This is a genomic window from Acinetobacter sp. GXMZU3951, from assembly GCF_054457875.1.
The window spans coordinates 219729-240149 of record NZ_JBTLFO010000003.1 but is presented as its reverse complement, the minus strand read 5'-3'; the positions used below and the strand labels follow the sequence as shown (position 1 = coordinate 240149).

Below are 20421 nucleotides of genomic sequence, written 5' to 3'. Positions count from 1 at the left end.
TTTTTGAGTATTTGGTATGTCTTACATTAAATCTATTCAATAGATTTATAGGACAACAAGAATGATTATTCCTCGTTCACAGGGTCGGACTATCTCACAGCCGACTTTACAACAACATACGCCAATGACTGGTCTCTCTTCAATTGGAAATGCGATTGGTGGAGCAATTCAAGCTCGGGATGACAAGCTAAAAGAGGAGCAGGACAAAAAAGACAAGGCAGAATTTGCATTACAGTCTTCTAAGATTGGTGCAGACATTAGTGTGCTGGATAATGATCTGCTCATCAAAATGCAGAGTAACGAACTTACCTATGATGCTGCTGTTAAGCAAAGACAAGAAGGTCTTGAAGCAATCAAGGGGCAGTATAAAACTGTTGTGCCAAAGCAATTCGAACAAAGCTTTAATAACTATTTTGAACAGCATTCATATCAAAGTGCTTCTAAGTATTTACCCATAGCTCAGAAAGCAGACCAGCAACAAGGTCTGGTTGAAATGAAGAGCATGACCAGTAATTATCTGAAAGATCGTAATGCGACAGAAAAGGATGTGTTTAACGGTCTAACACTATATGCCCAATCAAAAGGCTTACCAGCTGCACATGTTCAGAGTGAATTCAATGAGTACAAGAATCAACGTGCTTCTAATGATGTCACAACCTTCTACTTAGGGAATAAGTCAGATAATTCTAAGCTTGAGCAGATGGTCGATCCAGAAGCTATTATCAAGCAGTATCCTAATCTGACGCAGGAACAAGCTGTTTATTGGGGGAATCGGATTGCCACCCAAATAGACAAGAATCAAAGCGCGGTGGAGCAACAACAACGCAAAATTGAGTCTGATGCCAAGGATGCAATCGGCGCGATGCGATCTGATATAGAAACGGGTTTCATTCCGAGCGAATCAGTCCTGCAGGAACGTTTGTCTAAAATCAAAGGCACAAGCTATGAGCCTGAATTCTATCAATACAGTAATTCCTTGGTGGAAGTTCAAAAGTTTATGCGCTTGGGCCCAGATCAACGTGAAGCCTATTTATCGAAGAAGCGTTCTACAGCCCAAAATACGGCGCAAGATAATCCTCAAGATGCGAGTTGGAATCTGAAGCTATTAACCAGTGCGCATGAGAATATGTTGAATTATGAGAAGAATAATTCGGCTTTGGCGTATTCAATTAAGACAGGGCAAGACCTTACCGCCATTCCTACAAATGCAATCCTTGCTGGGGATCAGCAAGCAATTAGCGGCCTGACTCAAAATATCAAAATGCTACAAACGAATAACTCTGGTACTGGTGTAAATGGCTCATTGAATCCTTTGACGACTCAACAGCAATCAGAATTAAAAGCTTATTGGGATAAAGCTAAACCGGGTGACAAATTGTCTCTACTCACAAATTTGTTCAATGCCAGTGCAGGCAATGCCAATGCAGCGCGAGACATGATCAAAAGCGTTGCGGGAGATAGTGGTGCTTATCGCTTATCGGCATCCTTAGGTCGTAGAGGGCTAAATGACATCGCAGGGCAAATTGTCACAGGGCAAGATCTACTGGATAAGCATCTCGTTAAAGTAGATGACAATGCCTTAAGGCTTCAAACAGCTAATTATCTGTACGGCGTTACGACCCCAGGAAAACCTGATTTTGAGATTTATTTAGAGTCAGTCAAAGCCAATTATGCGTACTTGTTGCAAAAGTCTGGTCAAGTCTCAGATACGAAGGGAAGTATTGCCAATAAAACCATTGATACTGATTTGTTCAATAAGGCAATCCTCAATGTGACAGGGGGGAAATATACGTCAGGGGGATTCTTCGGAAGCAAATCAGTTGTACTGCGACCACATACAGTCGGTGAAAAATCATTTGATGATCAGCTTCAAGCATTTAACTCTAGAAACTCTCGTACCTACGGTGGTTCTGACAAAGACTTCTTTCTAGATTTACCTTTAGAGCAGGATCCAAATAATCCGTACAAGTACTATTTTAAGAATGGGACAAAGTACGTCATGGATGTGAACGACAAACAACGCAAAACACGATTAACTTTTACGGTTCGATGAGGTGATCTATGGATTTTTTAGCAGATGATGAACTCACATTAAATCAGGATGACCCAAGATTTAAGCCTAGAAGTCAACGTGGTGCTATAGCTGATGGTGCATTAGGAACACTCTCCGGCGTAGCAATGGGCACAATTGAGGCTGCCACAGCACCAGATGCTTTAATTCGTGGGGATAAGAAAGCAGCTTCGTTAAGAGCCCAAAACCTTGAGATTTTTAAGCCTGATGATTTGGGGAGTGCAGGTGAGTTCACATATGGTTTGACCAAGGACTTTACCCGTATAGGTTGGAACGCCGTAGCAACATTGGGAGCAGGTGGTGTACCTGGTTTAGCTTTAAATTCAGGACTCTTTGGATTCCAAACTTATGAGGCTGAAAAGGCAGACTTAATCAACAAAGGCGCCGATGTTCAGACTGCTAAAGCGGCAGGTGCTATAAAAGGGGTAACCGATGCGATAGGTTTTGCAGTTCCGACTCACGGCGTTGCAAAGTCAGCATTGGCAGATGCGGTCGCTACTACCGCTATTGCCACTGGTGCAGGATCGGCAGGTGATTATCTGGAAGGGAAATATATTGATGATCATCAAAACAAGGCAGTTGCTCAATATGGGGAATCGCTGAAAGAAAATGCCTTAAGTCCATCCACTTTGGCAGCAAACGGCGGTATGGCTTTGTTACTAAACCTTTGGGCGAATAAGGGGAAGTTACGACCTGATCAAGTCAAAGAGCATAGTACTGTTGATGGGATGAATGATGCTGCACATATCCAAGCGAATGTTGAACATGCAGAAGGGATGAATCCATTTACACCGAGTACCCCAAAAGATGCTAACTCACATTTTGATGCTCTGGATAGCGCGCTAGAAAGTGCATTGAATGATGAATTGGTTAGTTTAAAGCTGCCAGTTACAGGCACACCTAAATCGATTGTTAAGCCAGCCACTGTGAAGACTGAAGAACATCAAAAGTCTGTTAATACGGATAATTTGTCTTTACCAATATTTGATAAAAAGCCATGGGCTAAAACAATCGCTCAAGAAGCTTCTAAACGCGGTATTAATCCTCTGGATGCTTTGGTCATATCACATCTTGAAACTGGCGGATCGTTCAGTACATCAATACAGCCGAAGAATGCCAAAGGTGAAGTGCTTTCATCTGCTACAGGACTTTTCCAAACTTTGGATGACACGTTTGCGCGTATGGGAGGTAAAAATAAGTTTGATGGCAACGATCAGATTAAAGCAGGATTGAATTACTACGAGCACAATGCTCAGGTCTTTCAACGCCAGTTCAACCGAGATCCGAGTGGTCTAGAACTCTACTATATGCATTTCTTTGGTGAGGGCGGTGGTCCTGTTTTTATGAAGGCCAAAGACGATGAACTTTTTGTTGATGTAGCAACACGCTGGAGTAAGGACTCCAAGAAGAAAACAGCTCGTCAAATTGCAGAAGGTATAACTGCATCACACCAGTTTAACGGCATGACCATTGGTCAGGTTAAAGCTAAATATGAGAAAAAGTGGAATGAAATAGCCAAGCAGTATGAGGGGGTAGGAACTGGATCTAACTCTTTAGGGTCATCTGCAATACGGGGGAGTGATTCAGAGTTTCCAGAGTTTGAATCAGACATTTCTAGGCCACCCAGCTATCGATCTCAATCTGATGCTGAAGTTGAAGCAATGCCATTTGTTCTTAGCGCTGATGAAAGTGACGTCAAATCGCTAAAAGAAGAATTTGACTCGTTGTCTTCGCCGTTAACCAAGGAAGATTTAGATTACTTAAAGGCTACAGCACATTATCAGCCATATGATGGTAGTTTAAATCGCACGCCATATGTTGAGCAGCAGGTAGATTTAACTGGTCCAAGCAACAGTGCAATCAGAACACTAGATACCTTGGAGCAGGATGTTGATCAATTCCCAAATGAATTACAGCCTGAGATCGATCAAAATATCCAAGCCGGTGGTGATATTCCAATTAATGCTGTAGATAATAAAAACCCTCATCAACAACCCTTTACAGAGGGGCAAGACAATTGGGTTTCTACCCGGTCACCGAATTATCTGAAGCGAGAAAATATTGCTGACGATGGTACTGTGTTTCAAGAATTACATCACAAAACATCGAATACAACATTCCAGCGTCAAGTGAATCAGGATGGAACTATTGCGTCTGTTAAAGCTATGCGTAATGGAGAAGACCTATTTGCAAAACCTAATCATGCCCGAGCAGATAAGCCTGAACTCAGCGCCGTGCAGAATAAAGCAGCTCAAGCACTGGAACGAGAATTTTGGAAACCAAGTACATCAAAAGTTAATGGTGCTCCAGATCTGACAAAATCCAGTAAAGGTGAGTATGGGTCGTTTACAGATACTCCCGATGGTCGTGAAGCAATTACTGCCATGGAAGCCAATCCTGAGATGGAAGTGACTTTTACTCGGATAGATGAAAATGGCAATGAAGAGACTGTCACGATGTCCTCAAGTGATTTACTGGACTATGTCAAAGAGCAAGAAGAAATAGCAAAAGACGAAATTCAAGCAGTGAAAGCATTAGCAAGCTGCGCATTAAAATTTGGGAGTGAAGCAGCATGAGAGCTGAATGTCGAGAACAAGTAGCAAAAGCACTAGGCAAACGCAAATTAAGCGCAGCAGATAGCAATCGCATTTCATCACTTTATATTCGTGCACAAAACACTTTAGCCAGAATTGATCCTGATTGGATATTTAAAAGTCCTGCGGAAAGAGCGGAAGCGATTGCACAGAAAACGGCATCTGATCTTGCAATTCAAATTGCCAAAAACAATCAAAACATTGCGCGAGATGCAGTAATCAAAGCCCAATTGCAGAATGAAATTTTCAATCATTCTAAATTGAATCCTGTTCAAGCTTTAATGCGTAAGATTGCTTATTTCTCTGATCAGAGCGGCATTCAATCTATCGAGAAGCAAGCCCAGTCTCTGCATAGCCGCTGGATGTCCTTACTTGCCGATGTGTTTACAAAATCACAAGAGCGATTCGGAATGTCTGTAAACAAGGAAATGACCGATGACATCATAAGAGTTATGTTTGGTGGTAAGTCAGATAATCCTGAAATTAACGCAATGGCGAAGGAAGTAAGTACCACTTTGGAAGAAATGCGTTTGGCGTTCAACCGAGCGGGGGGCAATATTAAGAAGCTGGATAACTACGGTTTTATGACTTCGCATGATCAGAAGAAGGTTGCTTTAACTGATCAGGCTGAATGGATAAAGGATACTTTATCAGGCTTGGATCGGAACCAGTATATTAAAGACACCGGTGAGTTGATGGATGATGTAGAGATCAACTCCATGCTTGAGGAAGTCTATAAAACTGTTGCTACAAATGGTGCCAATAAGGATTTACAAGTATTGGCCAAACAAGCAAAGGCAAGTGCATCACCTGTAGGTGGTCGCTCAAAAATGGCGAATCGGCACCAGGAAGCCCGAGCATTACACTTTAAAGATGGCGATGCATGGCTGGCATATCAGAAGAAGTACGGGACCTATAACGAGGCGGGCTTCCATGAGATCCTGAAAAACCATACTCACCGCATGAGTACAGAAGTGGCCATGATGCAGAACCTTGGGTCCAATCCTCGCAATACATTTGAGTCATTATTGGATGAGGCCAAGATCAAACTGAAAGCCGATCCACAGAATGGGTTGAAACATGGCGAAATTGATAAGCAGGCTCATCGGGCCATGTCCATGTATAACACTCTGGATGCCAATACCCGGGCGATTGATTCAACTTTAGGTAACGTTATGGGTGGCCTACGTGCCTTAATGGTTGCATCTAAATTAGGTAGTACCACGCTGACGACCTTTGGCGACCATGCCAGTATGAAGAAGGTCGCTAATATGCTGGGTCTGTCTTATACCAAATCCATCCTCCCTGAATATATGAAGCAACTGAAACAGGGTGCCACACGTGATGAAGCCCTACGTTTTGGGCTTGGTATCACTGAGATGGTAGGCGGTATGTCTCGCTTTGGAGATGCTGATGTGGTGAGTAGTGCCACTAAATCAGGCCGCTTTAATGCGCGTATGCAGGCCTTTGCTGCAATGACTATGAAAGTGTCAGGATTAAACGCCGTGACAGCCAGTGCTAAACGAGCGCTTAATCTGGTGCATATGAATAAGCTGGCTGAAATGACCCGTAAAATGGATTGGAAGGATCTTGGTGCAGATGATCTTAAGATTCTGCAGGGGAACGGTATTACCGAACGTGACTGGCAGTTATGGCAGCAGCTGGAGCCAAGTAAACGTGAAGATGGGACGGCGGTACTTTCGCAGAATGACTTCTTTAATGCACCAGATGATGTGATTAAGCAGTTCTTGCCACTGGACAAACAGGACAATGCTAATGCACTGGCTGACTTCCGCTATAAGGCTGCAATGAAGTATCAGACTCATATCTTCAATGAGGAATCTGTAGCTATTATTGAAGCAGGTGTCCGTGAACGTAGCATCATTAACTTGGGCGAAGCTGGTACCATCCAAGGGGAATTAGGCCGAACCTTATTTCAGTTCAAAGGCTTCCCATTGGCTTATATGTTCCGTATTGGTCATCGTGCCTTTGCCCAGGGAGATATTAAGAGCCGGGTGACGTTCCTAGCTTCGCTACTGGCTTATCAAACTTTAGCAGGTGCATTGATCGTTCAGACCCAGAACTTGGCCAATGGTAAGAATCCTGAACCTGTTTTCACTATCGACTTTTTTGGTAAATCGATTCTTAAGGGCGGTGGCCTTTCATTCTTGGGTGATCTTATGTCAGCTCTTTCAGATCCAACGGGTCGTAGTGCTTCTGATTTTATCAGTGGTCCATTGTTAGGGCAGAGTATGAAACTAGGCATGCTGCTTACCGGTATGGGGAATAACTTTATTGAAGGCAAGGAATCTACGCGAATGATGGAGGTGGCCAATACTTTGAAAGGCAATATTCCTTTGCAAAACCTTTGGTACAGCAAGCTCGTTGTGGACCGTATGCTCTATTCAAAGCTACAGAATATGATTGATCCAGACTACTTACCTCGCACCCAACAGCGATTAGAGAACCTGGGCAATAGCTACTGGTGGGATTTATCAGAATAAAATTAGGAGCTTTGGCTCCTTTTTTAATTTTTAGATTACTATGTTGTATTGATATTTATAAATAGCCAAAATTCAACATCAAATGATGTGATGAGACAATTAAGGGGGGGGAATATGATTGGTAGGGTTTTACCCATATTACTTTTAGGGTATTCAACAGTAGCTTTAGCAGAGACAGGATTTGATCGCTCGTTAATCAATGCCAAGATAATCAATGAGAAATATGAAATTATTGATATTGATAGCTTTAACGATCTTACTCGTCAAATCACCAATGAAGTAGTTTCGACGTTACCTAGAAAGGTTGATGCTGATACAGAGCTATTAACCATGGTGTTAAGCAGACCTTTAATTTCTCAGACTTATGCTCTAAGAGATATTGAAACTAAAAAGGATTTATCGGAAAAAATAGACTTGGAAAAGTTTAGTCAATTAATTAGAAATTACGCTTGTTCCTCAGCTATTGGCACTTCTCAAGTTTATAGGGTAAATGGCACTCATTTTTCTTTTAAAGTGATTAATAGTGATTTTATGGAACTTTACAGCTATACATTCCCACTAAGAACATGTGAAGAATGAATGTGAAATACAATTCAAAGTTGCAGTTATTGCTGAATAGCTTGATTAGTATGACTACACTTTGAGGAATAATTGATGAACTTATATATCTCAACACCTGAGCTATTAAAACGTTATGGAATTACTAAAGGAACACTGATCAGCTGGCGTAATAAAAAGAACTTCCCTGAGCCAGTGATTAAGGCTCATGGACGTTCAAGTAGTCGTTACGGAATCAAAGCTGTTGATGCCTGGGAAAGAAACAGTGGATTGCTTGAATCACTTGAAATACAGCCTCTGATAACACCGCATACATAATTTTAGTAGAAAAAGGAATTTCACATCATGAAGAAGATAATAGCGTTCTCTCTAATGAGTCTTATAAGCTCAGTGGCTTTGGCTACCCCAATTACACTTCAGCATTCCAAGACCAGCTATGTGAACTCTGGGATCTGTTCCGCCGTAGTGGATGTGACGATCCATGATTTTCTTGGAACCTATGACAAACTGTATTTAGACCTGGTGGCAAAAGATAAATCCGGCAGAGTGCAGGGGACTTCTGAGAATGTAATAACCTACGGCGATATACAAAACCTTCAAGGTAAAGCATTTGGAAATGTTTTTCTTGAATCTGAAACAATGTGCGGAGCAGATCGCACCTGGACAGTTCAGGTTAAGCGCGCCGTTCTGGTCGTGGATGGCAAACGAGAAGATTTATTGAAAGCTAAGAAAGTCCATATTGATGACTTTCAGCCAATGAAATTTAAAGTAAATAATAATTAAATAAAATAAATAAAAAATTTTTAATATTTTTAAAAATACTGTGAATCCGACACAGTGGCTAAATATAGATCGGATGGAGAAAAAATGAATAACTTGTTGAATGATATTAAATATTTACCTGCTATTAGAACAAGTCGATTTGAGTTAGCAGCTTTAACTGAGCTTGATAAGAATGTAAAAGATCAAATATCTCCATTTTTATTATTAAGAAGTAATTCCGAAGCAATTAAGGATATTGAGCGGTTCCTAAATGAGTGGGACGGTGGAGCTTTATGGGTTGATAATTCTCGATATACATTAGATGCTGTTTCTGGTATTGCTCCATTATTGGATAATCCTGAAAATCATTACAGCTTTAAATATGAGTTTTTTCACAGATTATTCAATATAAATAATCGAGTAAAACCAGTAGTTGGTTTTGGTGCATTAGATGATGCACGATCTGTGACTCAATTTGGTTTGAAGATTCTAAATGATTTTGGATATTTGGGAATAAGACTAGAAATTGACTCTATCGATAGTTCTAATTTGGATAAAAAATTAGCTATTTTTTCTTCTCTTATGAATGCTATTCCTGATGAGTCTATTAATAAAGTCTTGGTCATAATAGATATATGCTCAATTGAAAATATACCAAATCTTGGTCCAGATGGCACAATAATGAGATGTGCTAAAGCCGCTATCAACTACAATATCAAGCATATTTTAACATTAAGTACTTCTTGGCCTAACGATCGTCCAGGTAAAAATGAAGAATTAACAGTATCTAATATTGATCCAATTTGGCAGGCTTATTTTTGCCAGTTAATTCATAAGATTGATCCAAATATTAAATGTATATATGGGGATTATGCTTCTACAAATCCTATGAAGGATATTTCTGATGATTATGATCCTGCTGTTATGAGCTTACCAATCCCATTTGCTGGATATGCCTACGATCTAGGATGGTATCAATACAGATATGGAAACAGTGGCGAATGGGAAAAGTTTGTGGGAATAGCTAATAGAATTGTAGAAAGCTCTGAATTCCAGTCACATGGTGCAGAGTTCTGTTGGGGAAATCGTAGAATTGATGCAATTAGCCGACAAACAGAAGAGCCGAAAACTAACTCTGTTTGGAATAAGATTAGGATCAATCAGCATATTACATTGCTGCACCAACTTTTAAACAATGGATTATATGAAAATATTTTGAAGCCAAAAGAGGAAGAGGATTAACTAGAAATAGAATAAGCACGATCTCTAGTTTTTAAGCATTGTAAAACGTAACTGTTGATTAAGCTTATATCGATTAATGTGGCTATTCGTTCTCTAATTGCCTTTTTGTTATCAGATGAGCGAATAGTTACATTATGATTTCTTGCAAACTTTTGAAGTTCATCTTTCCATAGAAAGCTAGTTAGATCAAAGGCATCGATATATTTATTAGGAGATGCAGGCTTATATATTGCAATAGATCCCAGATCATCAATCATTAGAATACCAATATGTGGTGCAGTGGTTTCTATAGCTTTTTTCAAGTGAGAGCTATGGCAACATAACCAGATTTCATTAAACACATTACTATAAGCATGCATCTGACGATCCCATCTCTTGAGATTATCTGCCTTAGACTTAATTTCAAATCCTACTAATCTACCGTTAGCAAGAACTAAGTCTGCACGAAACGTGGATTCTACGGAGGAGTTTGGATTTTTATTATAGAAACCTAATTCATTTATCAAGACATCATTCTGCTTGAGCTCAAGTTTATTCTTAATCCAAGAACTTAGTTGCTCTCTGATTTCAATAGGACCAAGAGAATTGTCGAAATTAAGCATATATATGTCTCCTTAATTTCAGCATCCATGCCAAAATTGGACTAGATTTTAACAAAAGACCTTACTTTTACAATGGCCTCAAAAATTTAACTTTGATCAAACATCAAATAAAATTAACGTTATCCCACAAATTTTTTATAAAAATATAGCTTTTACAATAAGTTTAATTGCCCAATTTCATATTTATAAGTCTGCCATTCGCCCTCACGTGGTACGCGCTCAACTCCAGTTTCATTTTTCCAAAGCTCGATCAAGGCTTCGCCATTTTCAAAATTAGGAATACCGCCGCGTGCCCATTCTGAAACTGTACTTGCTCCTGCAACTGGTAAAACAAAGGCAATTTTTTCATGTGTCCAGCCACAGCGATTACATAGATCTAAGATGATACGATTGAAATCAGGGCGTTTATAACCACGCTGTTTCACAATGAATTCTTTGACTTTTTTCTGCGTTCTTAAATTAATGAATCTAGCCTGAACAGCTTTATTCGTTTTAATTTCTTCCATTGCAAGGTTATCAACAAACATTATAAAGATGCTCCTTGTTGAATTTGATGTAATGCGTCTGGGTCTAAATTGGAGAACTGGCAGTATTTGAGCTGAGCATGCATATAGGCAGTGCCAGGTTCGCCGTGTCGGTTCTTTCCGACAATTGCTTCAGCAATGCCGCGATATGGCGAGTCTTTGTGATAGATCTCGTCTCGATAAAGAAAGACAATTTGATCTGCATCCTGTTCAATTGCTCCTGATTCTCGTAGATCAGAGAGCATAGGACGTTTATTTGGACGCTTTTCTAGGTCACGGTTAAGTTGAGATAAGAGGACAATTACGCAGTCAAATTCTTTTGCCATGGCTTTTAACTCACCACTGAAATAAGCAATCTTGAGATCTTCACGCGCAAAAGGTTTGGTAGTTTTCATGATCTGTAGGTAATCAACAAGCACGGCACCCACTGTTCCGTATTTATGTTTAACTTTACGGATAGACTCTCGGATGCTCGCAATTGAAGGACGAGAGGTATCATTGATATGCATATCCACACTTCTCAACATAACCACTGCATTTGTATAGGCTGTAAATTCCTCTCGTGGTAATAGGTGAGGGGTATTGCGTAATAAGCCAATGTCAGCAGGTGCCACGGCGCAGCAAAGGCGCATCGCAATTTGCTCTTTTGGCATCTCCCCGGACATGATTAAAACAGGCTTTTTCTGAACGACAGCAACATGATTGGCAATCACTTGCATCATCGTTGTTTTGCCCATGGCAGGACGTGCAGCAACGACTAAAAGGCATCCAGGTTCAACATCACCTAGCTTTTTATCAAGGTCATAGATACCAGTCTGAATACCGTTGATTAGAGTTGTTCCTGCAATAGCTGCTTCCATTTTTCGACTGATTTCATGGAAGGTATTAGAAGCAGCATCATGAATATGAAATAGAGATTCGCTTGCTGATTCGGTATTGAGATCAGCAAAAGCAGCTTGAGCATTTTGGACCAGTTCACCGCGGCTTACTGTTAGTTGCCTTGCTTGTTGAATGATTTTGAAGGCTTCAGCTTCAACTTGGCGACAAGCTGTCAGGTCCTTCAGCTTTTCAGCATACGAAATTAAATTATAGTAGCTTGACGGTGCATCACTCATCATTTGCATGAGATATGGTTCACCGCCGTATTCTTCTGCTTTATTTCTCGCTTCAAGCCATTCCTGTACCAACACCGCATCGTATGGAGAGTTTTTAGAATCAAGGTCAGTAATCGCACTAAATATCAATTTATGGCGAGTGGCATAGAAATCTTGCTCTGTGAGTAAGCTTTCGATCTTAGCGTATGATCCTGCAACTGTCATAAGTGCAGTCAAGACAGCTTGTTCGATTTGCACATTATGAATTGGTTTGGTTGTATTCATTAAGTGCTCCCTAACAAGCCTTTCGGCTTGCGATCATTCAAATCAAAAAATGGCTGAGTCAATGCTTCAGTTTGAGTTGAAACGCTACCGACATAACCAGGATTAGCTTTCTGATAACGTTCAAATTTATCAATAATCCACGCCGTAAATTTATGAAGCTTCTGAGAGTTGGAGAGAACCTTACCATCGAAATATGAATTGAAATGGCTCAGCTCAAATTCAAAGCTAGGTAACCCCATAATTAGTTCAAGATTTCGTTCATGGCCTGCAATTTTGAGTTTTGTCTCTAACTGTTGTTGATTCGGCACCCAGTCGTGTTGATGTGAAAGATTCATTAATTGCTGTTCTTGGGTGTTGGGAACTGCCAAAAAAGGATCACTTAAAGACTCATCTTCAGTATTACTTTCGTTTGAATCATCCCGTTTTTGGGGTTGTTTAATGTTCCCGTTTTTGGGTGTATTTACCTTGTTTTTGTTTTCCGTCTTTACATCAGTCTTGGACGAATCTTTGGAATAGTCCTCTCGTCCAGGGACACCAATGAGTTTAAGAACACGTACCCGTTTTGTTGGTCCTGTACGATCACCAGTATCGCAGACAAGGCCAAGGCTTATGAGTTCGAGGATAACTTTTTGCACTGTTTTTTTGTCCAAAACCGTATCTTTGGCCAAGCGCTCGATGCTCGGCCATGCAGTGTGTTCTTCGCCTGCACGGTCTGCAAGCGAGAGCAAGACTAGGCGCTGAGTTGAAGATTGAACCTCAGCCGTCCATGCCCAACGGGTTGCATCAATGCTCACTGGATCCCCCTTGCCGATTTTTGTTATTTGCTACGGCGTTCATTAGGCGCTGAGGAGTCATTTTGACTGATTCAACATAATGGGAGGGGAAGGGCTTTACTTTATCATCCTGTAGTAAAGGTAAATGTTCTGCCTTGTGGGGAGTATTAGTCATTTTTGCTAACCTCCCACTCAAGTTCGTACTTTTCACATTCTATTTTGAACGTGTTTCTATGATTGTCAGATAAATAGTCTGCAATATTTATAAGGTTTTCTATGCTTGCGAAAACTGCATCACAAAGTTCTGTAGAAGATTTTTTTACAGCACTTAGTTCATCTTTTATTTCATAAATTGTGGATGAAAACCAAGTATGTACTTCATGAGCAAGACTATAGATTTCAAGTAAATCTCCAGCATCACATTCAGTAATTATGTTTTGATGTTTTTCATTTTGAACGTCAAACGTATTGCTGAACTCATCAGAAAGATATTGAGCGATTGAGATTAAGCTTTCCAATTCAGCAAATGTATTTGCATGGACTTCATTCTTGTATCTGGATTTTAGAAAAACTACATTTTTGCTAATACGGCCGATGAGCGTTTGAATTTGAGCTGTAGTTTCGATGGCTATAGCGTAAGCATCAGATAGTTGTTTAGCACTGTAAAAAGGGACTAATTGTTCTGAAATTTTAACTTTAGCGTTCATGATGAATGCGCTCCTTGTGTTTGTTTAGGAGCTTTACCAGTCACGACCAAGTGAGGGTGGCAAAGCTGAAAAGGGTTGGTCGACAGGTACACAAGAGACCTGCACATCCGAAGATGTCCCTCTCCAGCTTCACCATAGAGATGCAGAAGCATAGAGATTTTACGCATAAAAAAAGCCCGTAGCGGACTGTATGCGCTTGTGTATTCATAGCCGACCAAAGCTAATTCGATGATTTTGCACCGAACACGATCAATATAGCCGATCATTTTTAATTTGAGAAGCCTTAAACAGAAAATATTTTGAAAATTCATGACCGCTCCCCAAACCTTTTAGCTAGGATCTGCATGCCTTTTGGCAATATGAAGAATTCGGTCTGTGTATAGCTGTATGATTGACCGGAAGGTTTTACACCTTCTTTGAGTGAATACTTAGTTTCACAGTACCCGCGGTTTTCACTGTAATAAGTTGAAGCTCTGGCATTGTTTAGATACCGATCCCAATTATGTTTCCGAAGCCATTCAGCCAGTTCTTGCTGCTTCACATTCAAAATTTTGCAGGCTTGCTGAAACTTAACGCCGTGCTCTGTATGTGTAATTGTTTCGATGGCTTTTGAGAGTACTTGGTTTTCAGCACTTAACTGGAGATTCTGTTTAGCTTGGACTTCAATCGCCTGCAGGAGATGCTGAGGATTGCTGATATCGAATGCTGGAGTCTGCTGCTCAAGCTCATACCAGCGTTTTACAATTGCTGCGGTAAACTCCGGGCAGAGCTGCGCAACCACAGTAATTGAATCAAGCTTTCCTTGTTCACCAGAAAACACATATTCAGTACTTGTACGGCCATTTGTAGGCTTTTCCACCGTTGGTGGTAAAGCAATAACACGGCGTTCAGCTAAACGTTCGATAGTTCTTTTGACAGAATCTAAGCGGATGTTAGTTAGGCTAGCGATATCTGAACTCAGCATTTGTTGCGATGGAAAAAGTACATTAATAGAAGCATTCATTATTAAGCCTCCAATCCTTTTGATTGCATCCATGCTTCAATATCCTCAATACGCCATGCAGTGATGCGCTCAGTTAGTTTAATTGGGGTAGGGAACTCACCAGCGCGCACTTTATCCCAGATAGTTGTTTCACCCATTGGAAGTAAGCCTTGGCGCTCAGGACGTGCTTTGATGATTCTAGTTGTTCCATCTTTAGCAATGTACTTGCGTTCTTTACGTGCAGCCGTAGTTGCAAGTTGTGACATGCGATAAAAGCCTTTTGGCGCCGTAGTTTGTTGTTGAGTAGACATGAAAAAAACCTCTAACTATGTACCGTACTGCAACGGCGTTAGAGGTAGTATGTTGTTGGTTCTTATATGTTAATAGATGGAAAGTTCCACTTGATCTATATTAAGTTTCACTTGATATATATTTTTCTTTGGTCCTTCCAGGCTCTCTAGAATAAGGAGGAGCTACTTCTTTAATCCAGTCTTTTAATGATATGGCCTGATCAGGTAATTCAATACGGTGTTCGGTCTGGCTTAGCTCCGCATAAACTGTAATAGCCATTTCTTTAATTTTAATTTTGTTATCCCTATCTTGACTCCATAGATAATTAGCTAGAGTTTTTGCTGCTAATTTAGCTCGTTCTCTGGCTGGGCTTATTCCACGAGGCTTTTGAACTTGTTTTTCAATTAAAGTTTCAATCGTTTCAACTTTTCTGCCTCTAAGCTTTAAAGAGCCTTCAATAATTCTAGAAATTTGATAATGGGTTATTAGAAGATCTGTTCTAGATATTGCTTGGAAAACGGCAGGCTCTCCTTCTTTTTCAATTGTAGTATCGATTACAGGGGGAGGTGTAACAGCATTATGGTGAAAAAACCTGTTTTCCTTTAAAAGCTGAATCCAAGCAATATTAATGTTTTCTACAGAAGCAATAACATCTGCAGAAAGTGTACATTTACCGAGCTCGCGTATCAGTTCATGAGAAGGCCGTTGTTTAAAGACTTCTAAAAAAAGGTTTTTGGGATTTCCTGTAAAAGAATCCTGAATATCTAGAATATTGCTGAAAAAGATACCTGAGCTGCCATCAGCAATAATATTTTTTCTTAAAATTAATTCATTAATTAATTCTAGTTTTGCCTCAAGCAGACATCCTTCACGTAAAGCTAAATTAAGTCTTGCCGTAATAATGGCCTCTAATGTGGCATCCATATCGAAATGCAGCTGTGTATACCCCCCATGTTTTTCTACATCTGCATACTCTTCCCAGGCTTCTGACATTTCTTCGCCGTAGGCTGCATAACCTTCCCAGCCTCTTACAAAAATGTAGAGTTGCAGGTCATATACCAAGGCCATATTTAATAGCTTCTTTGCATCATAGTAATCAACTTCTAAGGCTCGGTTTAACTCTTTCGCTGCATCCTTCAATGTATAGAAAGGAGCTGGATTTTTAATATCTTTAATATTACTCATGACCATTTATCCTTTTAGAAAACGCAGCAGAGTTATGCCATCTTGGCATTAGTTTTAAAGTGAATTAAATTTTCACTATCGTTGTTTGGCTTAAACTTAGATACATCCCCACCTTGACGAAGTGTGTCCAGATAATCAGCCCAGAGTTGCATCATTTCGCGTCTACGGCGTAAAAATTTGGTTCGGTTATAAGCCGTACCATTAGGGTCTTTAACCTTATGAGCGAGCTGGTGCTCTACAATATCGGTTCTATATTCGATTTCTTCATCCAAGAGTGTTCGCGCCGTTGCCCGAAATCCATGTGCTGTGTGTTTCCCTTTAAAACCCAATCGTTTTAATACCTGGGTAAGAGTGTCTGTACTCATGCATTCAGATGAAGTTTTGACACTTGGAAAAACGTATTTTGAAGTGGTCCGTAATTCTTCAAGTTCTTTGAGAATGTCATACGCTTGAATTGATAACGGTACGATGTGGTCTTGATTGGTTTTACTTGCTGCAAAGGACAGGCATCTATTTTCAAAGTCTACTGATTCCCAAAGTAGGGTTCTGACTTCCCCAGGGCGCTGGTAGATATATGCTGATAGCTTTATTGCTAACTCAGTTCTAATTCTCGTACGAGGAAAGTCTTTGGTTAAACGCCATGTTTTACGCAATAGATCTGCCAACTCTTTTTCATCCGTCACAGCGTTATGATTGCCTTTAGTCGGCTGGGGAAGAATGATGTCTGGAGCAGGGTTATAGGTAATGATTCTTCGCTTCAATGGAAGCTTGAGTACCATGTTTATAATGGACTTAATACGTCTTGCTGATTCAAGTGCACCTCGTTCAACGAGTGCATCAGTCACATCACGTTCCAGCTGTTCAGTGGTCAACTCTGCAACCGGTAACTTTCCAATAAACGGTAATATATCTTTATCCAGTTTGCGAATTGTTTCGTGGTCTACCTTTCCCTCATGTCTACGGATCTCTAGCCATTCTGCTGCGAATTTACTGAAGGTATTCTCTAAGGTTTGACGCCGCTCACGTTTCTTATTATTACGTTTCTCAGCCGGATCGATGCCATCTGACAGCATCTTCTTAAATTCATCACGTTTGGATCTTGCTTGCTCAAGGCTAACCATTGGGTAGGTGCCGATTGCCAGGGTGTTATATTTTTGAGTTACTGGTCGACGGTAATCCATTCGCCAGTATTTCGCTTCTGTTTCATCAATCAACAAATACAGTCCACCGCCGTCAGGGTGTCTCTGTTTCTTTGCGCCATTCACATCAAAGCTAAGGTTTTTAACCTCTTTAGCAGTCAGTTTATTAGACTGTTTTGCCATTCTGATTTCTCCTGGTTGTCGGTATAAAATCAGCACTTTTGGGGAGTTTCTGGTCAAAACTTAGCTGATTTGGATTTATACCGACAAATATACCGACAAAGTTGTCGGTATACTACCGTTATTCCCCGTAGTGCATCGGGCATAAAAAAAGCTCAACCCCTTTAAGGTCAAGCCTTTTGCACTACGGTGAACTACCGTAAAAGTCGAATTTGGCGGTGAGAGAGGGATTCGAACCCTCGATACGCGTAAACGTATACACACTTTCCAGGCGTGCTCCTTCAGCCACTCGGACACCTCACCATTGGAGCGCGATAATATCCAAAAAAAGACAGTCTGCCAAGTCAGAAACAATTGATTTGAAGAAAAAGATTTTTCTTAATGATACTATTGCACAAAAATACTGTTCCATTTTTAAAGGCAACATATGCAAAGTTCTGCAAAAAAAGCCGCATTGCCTGCAATTACTTTAGCAGCATTAGGGGTTGTGTTTGGAGATATCGGAACCAGTCCACTCTATGCATTGAAAGAATCTTTCCATGCAGCGCATGGCTTGGGGATTAACCCTGCTAACGTATTGGGCATTTTGTCGATTATTTTTTGGACCATGACCATGGTCATTACCATTAAATATGTCGCAATTGTGATGCGCGCAGATAACAATGGCGAGGGCGGAATCATGGCGCTACTCGCATTGAACTTACGCAATACCAAATTGAGTGATCGTAAAAAATTGCTCATGATCGCTGTTGGTTTTATCGGGGCTTCGCTGTTTTTCGGCGATGGCATTATTACGCCAGCAATCTCAGTATTGTCTGCGGTAGAAGGGCTTTCAATTGCCACAGATGCTTTAGACCCTTATATCGTGCCCATTGCAATTGGCATTGTGACGACACTGTTTATCATGCAAAAGCATGGCACAGCCTTTGTTGGTAAATTTTTTGGCCCGATCACCTTATTGTGGTTCTTTTCCCTCGGCATATTGGGAATTTCCAGTATCATTCAAACGCCTTTAGTGTTGGGAATGTTTAGCCCACATTGGGCCGTTCAGTTTATTATGAATCATCCATTGATGACTTTCTTCATTATGGGTGCCGTGGTGCTGACGGTTACGGGGGGAGAAGCCTTGTATGCCGACATGGGACATTTTGGTCCTGTGCCAATCCGTATGGCGTGGTTTTTCGTGGTGTTACCATGTTTATTGCTGAACTACGCTGGGCAAGGGGCATTATTGCTGCGTGACCCAAATGCGATTGAAAATCCATTTTATTTATTGGTGCCCGAATGGGGCCTCTATCCAATGATTTTCTTGGCCACCATGGCGGCAGTTATTGCATCACAAGCCGTGATTTCAGGGGTTTTCTCTCTGACTCGTCAGGCCATTCAATTGGGTTATTTGCCGCGTTTAAACATTAAACACACCTCAGATTCGGAACAGGGACAGATTTATGTGCCGTTGCTGAACTGGGTGTTGTTGGCCTCGATTATTGTCCTGATTTTGATTTTCCAGACCAGCTCGCAGTTGTCACATGCTTATGGTTTGGCCGTCACCATGACGATGTTCTGCGATACCTTGCTGATCGCCATTTTCATTCGTTCGACTTGGAAATGGAGCTGGCCAAAGCTGATGTTACTGATTATTCCATTCTTGATATTAGACTTGGTCTTGGTAGGCGCCACCTCTCTGAAAGTCTTCTCGGGCGGATGGGTGCCGTTACTGATTGGTAGTATTGCCTTCCTGTTGTTAATGACTTGGAAACAAGGCCGCGAACTCACCTTTGCCAAACTCCAGCAAGATACGTTGCCACTGGATTTATTTGTGCAAAGTATTGGTGAAGAAGCCAACTGGGTTGAAGGCGAAGCGGTATTCCTGACGGGTACACCAACGGTGGTTCCGCATGCCATGTTGCATAACATGAAGCACAATAAAGTTTTGCATCAGAAAAATATTATTTTGACGGTGAAAATCCAAGATGTGCCTTATGTCGGTGCTCAAGAACGGTTCCACGTGGAAACATTGAACTCGCATTTTTATCGGGTAGAGTTGTATTACGGCTTTAAAGATGAGATGAATATTCCTCAAGCGCTGCAAGGGGTATATCAAGCCTTAGCCTTAGAATACAATCTAATGCAAATCAGTTTCTTCGTTTCGCGTGAACGGATTATCAGTACCGTGGGCGAAGGCATGACGCCGTGGCGAGAAAAACTGTTCATTTCTATGCAACGGAATACCAGTCCAGTTAGCGATTTCTATAAAATTCCGCCTAACCGTGTGGTGGAGCTGGGCAGCCAAATTGAAATCTAGCCTGATCTAGAGCAATCAATAAAAAAACCAAGGCATCGACCTTGGTTTTTTGCTTTCAGGCAGATAAAAGCTCGCTAAGCTGTTATTGCTGCATCGGGACAGGTGGTGTATTTGCTGGTGTGAGCTGTTGCTCAGGCATGGTCTGTATTTCAGGATTGTGCCCAGTTTCTGCCATAGAGCTGTCTGTCGGGTTAGCTTGGCTTGCTGAAGCGTCTAACCCAGCTGTAGCAGCAGGCATGGCGGCTACAGCAGCGGAGTTTTGGCTCTCGAGCACACGGACTTTGCCAGAGTCGACCAATGCTTGAATGGAGCCTGGCTGGCCATTAATAGTGGTACTCATTTTGGCTTTAGATAAACTCTCTAGGGTTTCACCGGCTTGTACCGCAGGCTCAGCCAAAGCAGTGGCACTGATTGCACCCAACATCAGCCCGCAGGCGATCATTTTTACAGACATTTTAACTCCGTCTTTTATTTTTGCCATTTCAGTGGGCTTACCTTGGCATAAACAAAATAGAGATGACAGATGAAACTACCGAATTGCATCGAGAAGTCCGCTAAAATTCAGCAAAAACAAGACAATCTGTTACAACTGGTCTGAGGTTGTTGCAATTTTGTTGAATTGT

Annotated in this window: 18 protein-coding genes, 1 tRNA gene and 1 pseudogene; 8 read left to right on the top strand and 12 right to left on the bottom strand. The window is 41.1% G+C overall.

Features of this window, described 5'->3' with window-relative positions:
* The first annotated feature begins 61 nt into the window (after positions 1–61).
* The 7 genes from ACX17N_RS06975 (at position 62) to ACX17N_RS06945 (ending at position 9731) form a co-directional block, all read left to right on the top strand.
* On the top strand, positions 62–2053 hold the full coding sequence (locus ACX17N_RS06975; RefSeq protein WP_458891808.1) for a hypothetical protein: 1992 nt from the start codon (positions 62–64) through the stop codon (positions 2051–2053).
* 8 nt (positions 2054–2061) lie between these two features.
* On the top strand, positions 2062–4647 hold the full coding sequence (locus tag ACX17N_RS06970; RefSeq protein ID WP_458891807.1) for a hypothetical protein: 2586 nt from the start codon (positions 2062–2064) through the stop codon (positions 4645–4647).
* The gene (locus ACX17N_RS06965) at positions 4644–7169 is read left to right on the top strand and encodes a hypothetical protein (protein WP_458891806.1); all 2526 of its coding nucleotides are present in this window, start codon (positions 4644–4646) and stop codon (positions 7167–7169) included. The genes ACX17N_RS06970 and ACX17N_RS06965 overlap by 4 nt, the downstream gene beginning before the upstream one ends.
* A 114-nt stretch (positions 7170–7283) precedes the next feature.
* Positions 7284–7748, top strand: a complete 465-nt coding sequence (locus tag ACX17N_RS06960; RefSeq protein ID WP_458891805.1) for a hypothetical protein — start codon at positions 7284–7286, stop codon at positions 7746–7748.
* Positions 7749–7823: 75 nt separating this feature from the next.
* On the top strand, positions 7824–8045 hold the full coding sequence (locus ACX17N_RS06955; RefSeq protein WP_148334689.1) for a hypothetical protein: 222 nt from the start codon (positions 7824–7826) through the stop codon (positions 8043–8045).
* 27 nt (positions 8046–8072) lie between these two features.
* Positions 8073–8510: a hypothetical protein gene (locus tag ACX17N_RS06950; RefSeq protein ID WP_246892197.1), complete on the top strand. Its 438-nt coding sequence runs from the start codon at positions 8073–8075 to the stop codon at positions 8508–8510.
* 84 nt (positions 8511–8594) lie between these two features.
* Positions 8595–9731 (top strand): beta family protein, encoded by a 1137-nt coding sequence (locus ACX17N_RS06945; RefSeq protein ID WP_246892196.1) that lies wholly within the window; start codon positions 8595–8597, stop codon positions 9729–9731.
* Here ACX17N_RS06945 and ACX17N_RS06940 read toward each other — a convergent pair.
* From ACX17N_RS06940 to ACX17N_RS06890, 11 genes and pseudogenes are all read right to left on the bottom strand, one after another.
* The gene (locus ACX17N_RS06940) at positions 9728–10333 is read right to left on the bottom strand and encodes a sce7726 family protein (RefSeq protein ID WP_246892195.1); all 606 of its coding nucleotides are present in this window, start codon (positions 10331–10333) and stop codon (positions 9728–9730) included. The genes ACX17N_RS06945 and ACX17N_RS06940 overlap by 4 nt on opposite strands.
* A gap of 152 nt (positions 10334–10485) precedes the next feature.
* The gene (locus ACX17N_RS06935; protein ID WP_246892194.1) at positions 10486–10860 is read right to left on the bottom strand and encodes a hypothetical protein; all 375 of its coding nucleotides are present in this window, start codon (positions 10858–10860) and stop codon (positions 10486–10488) included.
* On the bottom strand, positions 10860–12236 hold the full coding sequence (gene dnaB, locus ACX17N_RS06930; RefSeq protein ID WP_458891804.1) for a replicative DNA helicase: 1377 nt from the start codon (positions 12234–12236) through the stop codon (positions 10860–10862). The genes ACX17N_RS06935 and dnaB overlap by 1 nt, the downstream gene beginning before the upstream one ends.
* The gene (locus tag ACX17N_RS06925) at positions 12236–13030 is read right to left on the bottom strand and encodes a helix-turn-helix domain-containing protein (protein WP_458891803.1); all 795 of its coding nucleotides are present in this window, start codon (positions 13028–13030) and stop codon (positions 12236–12238) included. Before ACX17N_RS06925 ends, dnaB begins: the two co-directional genes overlap by 1 nt.
* Positions 13031–13176: 146 nt before the next feature.
* A complete protein-coding gene (locus ACX17N_RS06920; RefSeq protein WP_458891802.1) occupies positions 13177–13716 on the bottom strand; it encodes a hypothetical protein in 540 nt (179 codons plus the stop codon).
* A pseudogene (locus ACX17N_RS06915) lies at positions 13713–14027 on the bottom strand (hypothetical protein). The gene ACX17N_RS06920 and the pseudogene ACX17N_RS06915 overlap by 4 nt, the downstream one beginning before the upstream one ends.
* Positions 14024–14719 carry a phage antirepressor KilAC domain-containing protein gene (locus ACX17N_RS06910; protein WP_458891801.1) on the bottom strand — a complete coding sequence of 232 codons (696 nt, stop codon included), beginning with the start codon at positions 14717–14719 and terminating at the stop codon, positions 14024–14026. Before ACX17N_RS06910 ends, ACX17N_RS06915 begins: the two are co-directional and overlap by 4 nt.
* Before the next feature lie 2 nt (positions 14720–14721).
* On the bottom strand, positions 14722–15009 hold the full coding sequence (locus ACX17N_RS06905) for a helix-turn-helix transcriptional regulator (RefSeq protein WP_458891800.1): 288 nt from the start codon (positions 15007–15009) through the stop codon (positions 14722–14724).
* Positions 15010–15109: 100 nt separating this feature from the next.
* Positions 15110–16174 (bottom strand): hypothetical protein, encoded by a 1065-nt coding sequence (locus tag ACX17N_RS06900; protein ID WP_223082501.1) that lies wholly within the window; start codon positions 16172–16174, stop codon positions 15110–15112.
* 32 nt (positions 16175–16206) lie between these two features.
* Positions 16207–17496 (bottom strand): tyrosine-type recombinase/integrase, encoded by a 1290-nt coding sequence (locus ACX17N_RS06895; protein WP_458891799.1) that lies wholly within the window; start codon positions 17494–17496, stop codon positions 16207–16209.
* 210 nt (positions 17497–17706) lie between these two features.
* Positions 17707–17796 (bottom strand) — tRNA-Ser (locus tag ACX17N_RS06890).
* 124 nt (positions 17797–17920) lie between these two features.
* Here ACX17N_RS06890 and ACX17N_RS06885 point away from each other — a divergent pair.
* Entirely contained in the window at positions 17921–19798 is a 1878-nt protein-coding gene (locus tag ACX17N_RS06885) for a potassium transporter Kup (protein ID WP_458891798.1), read from the top strand.
* 82 nt (positions 19799–19880) lie between these two features.
* On the opposite strand, the gene ACX17N_RS06880 is transcribed toward ACX17N_RS06885, so the two are convergent.
* Positions 19881–20252: a hypothetical protein gene (locus tag ACX17N_RS06880; RefSeq protein ID WP_458891797.1), complete on the bottom strand. Its 372-nt coding sequence runs from the start codon at positions 20250–20252 to the stop codon at positions 19881–19883.
* Positions 20253–20421 lie beyond the last annotated feature (169 nt).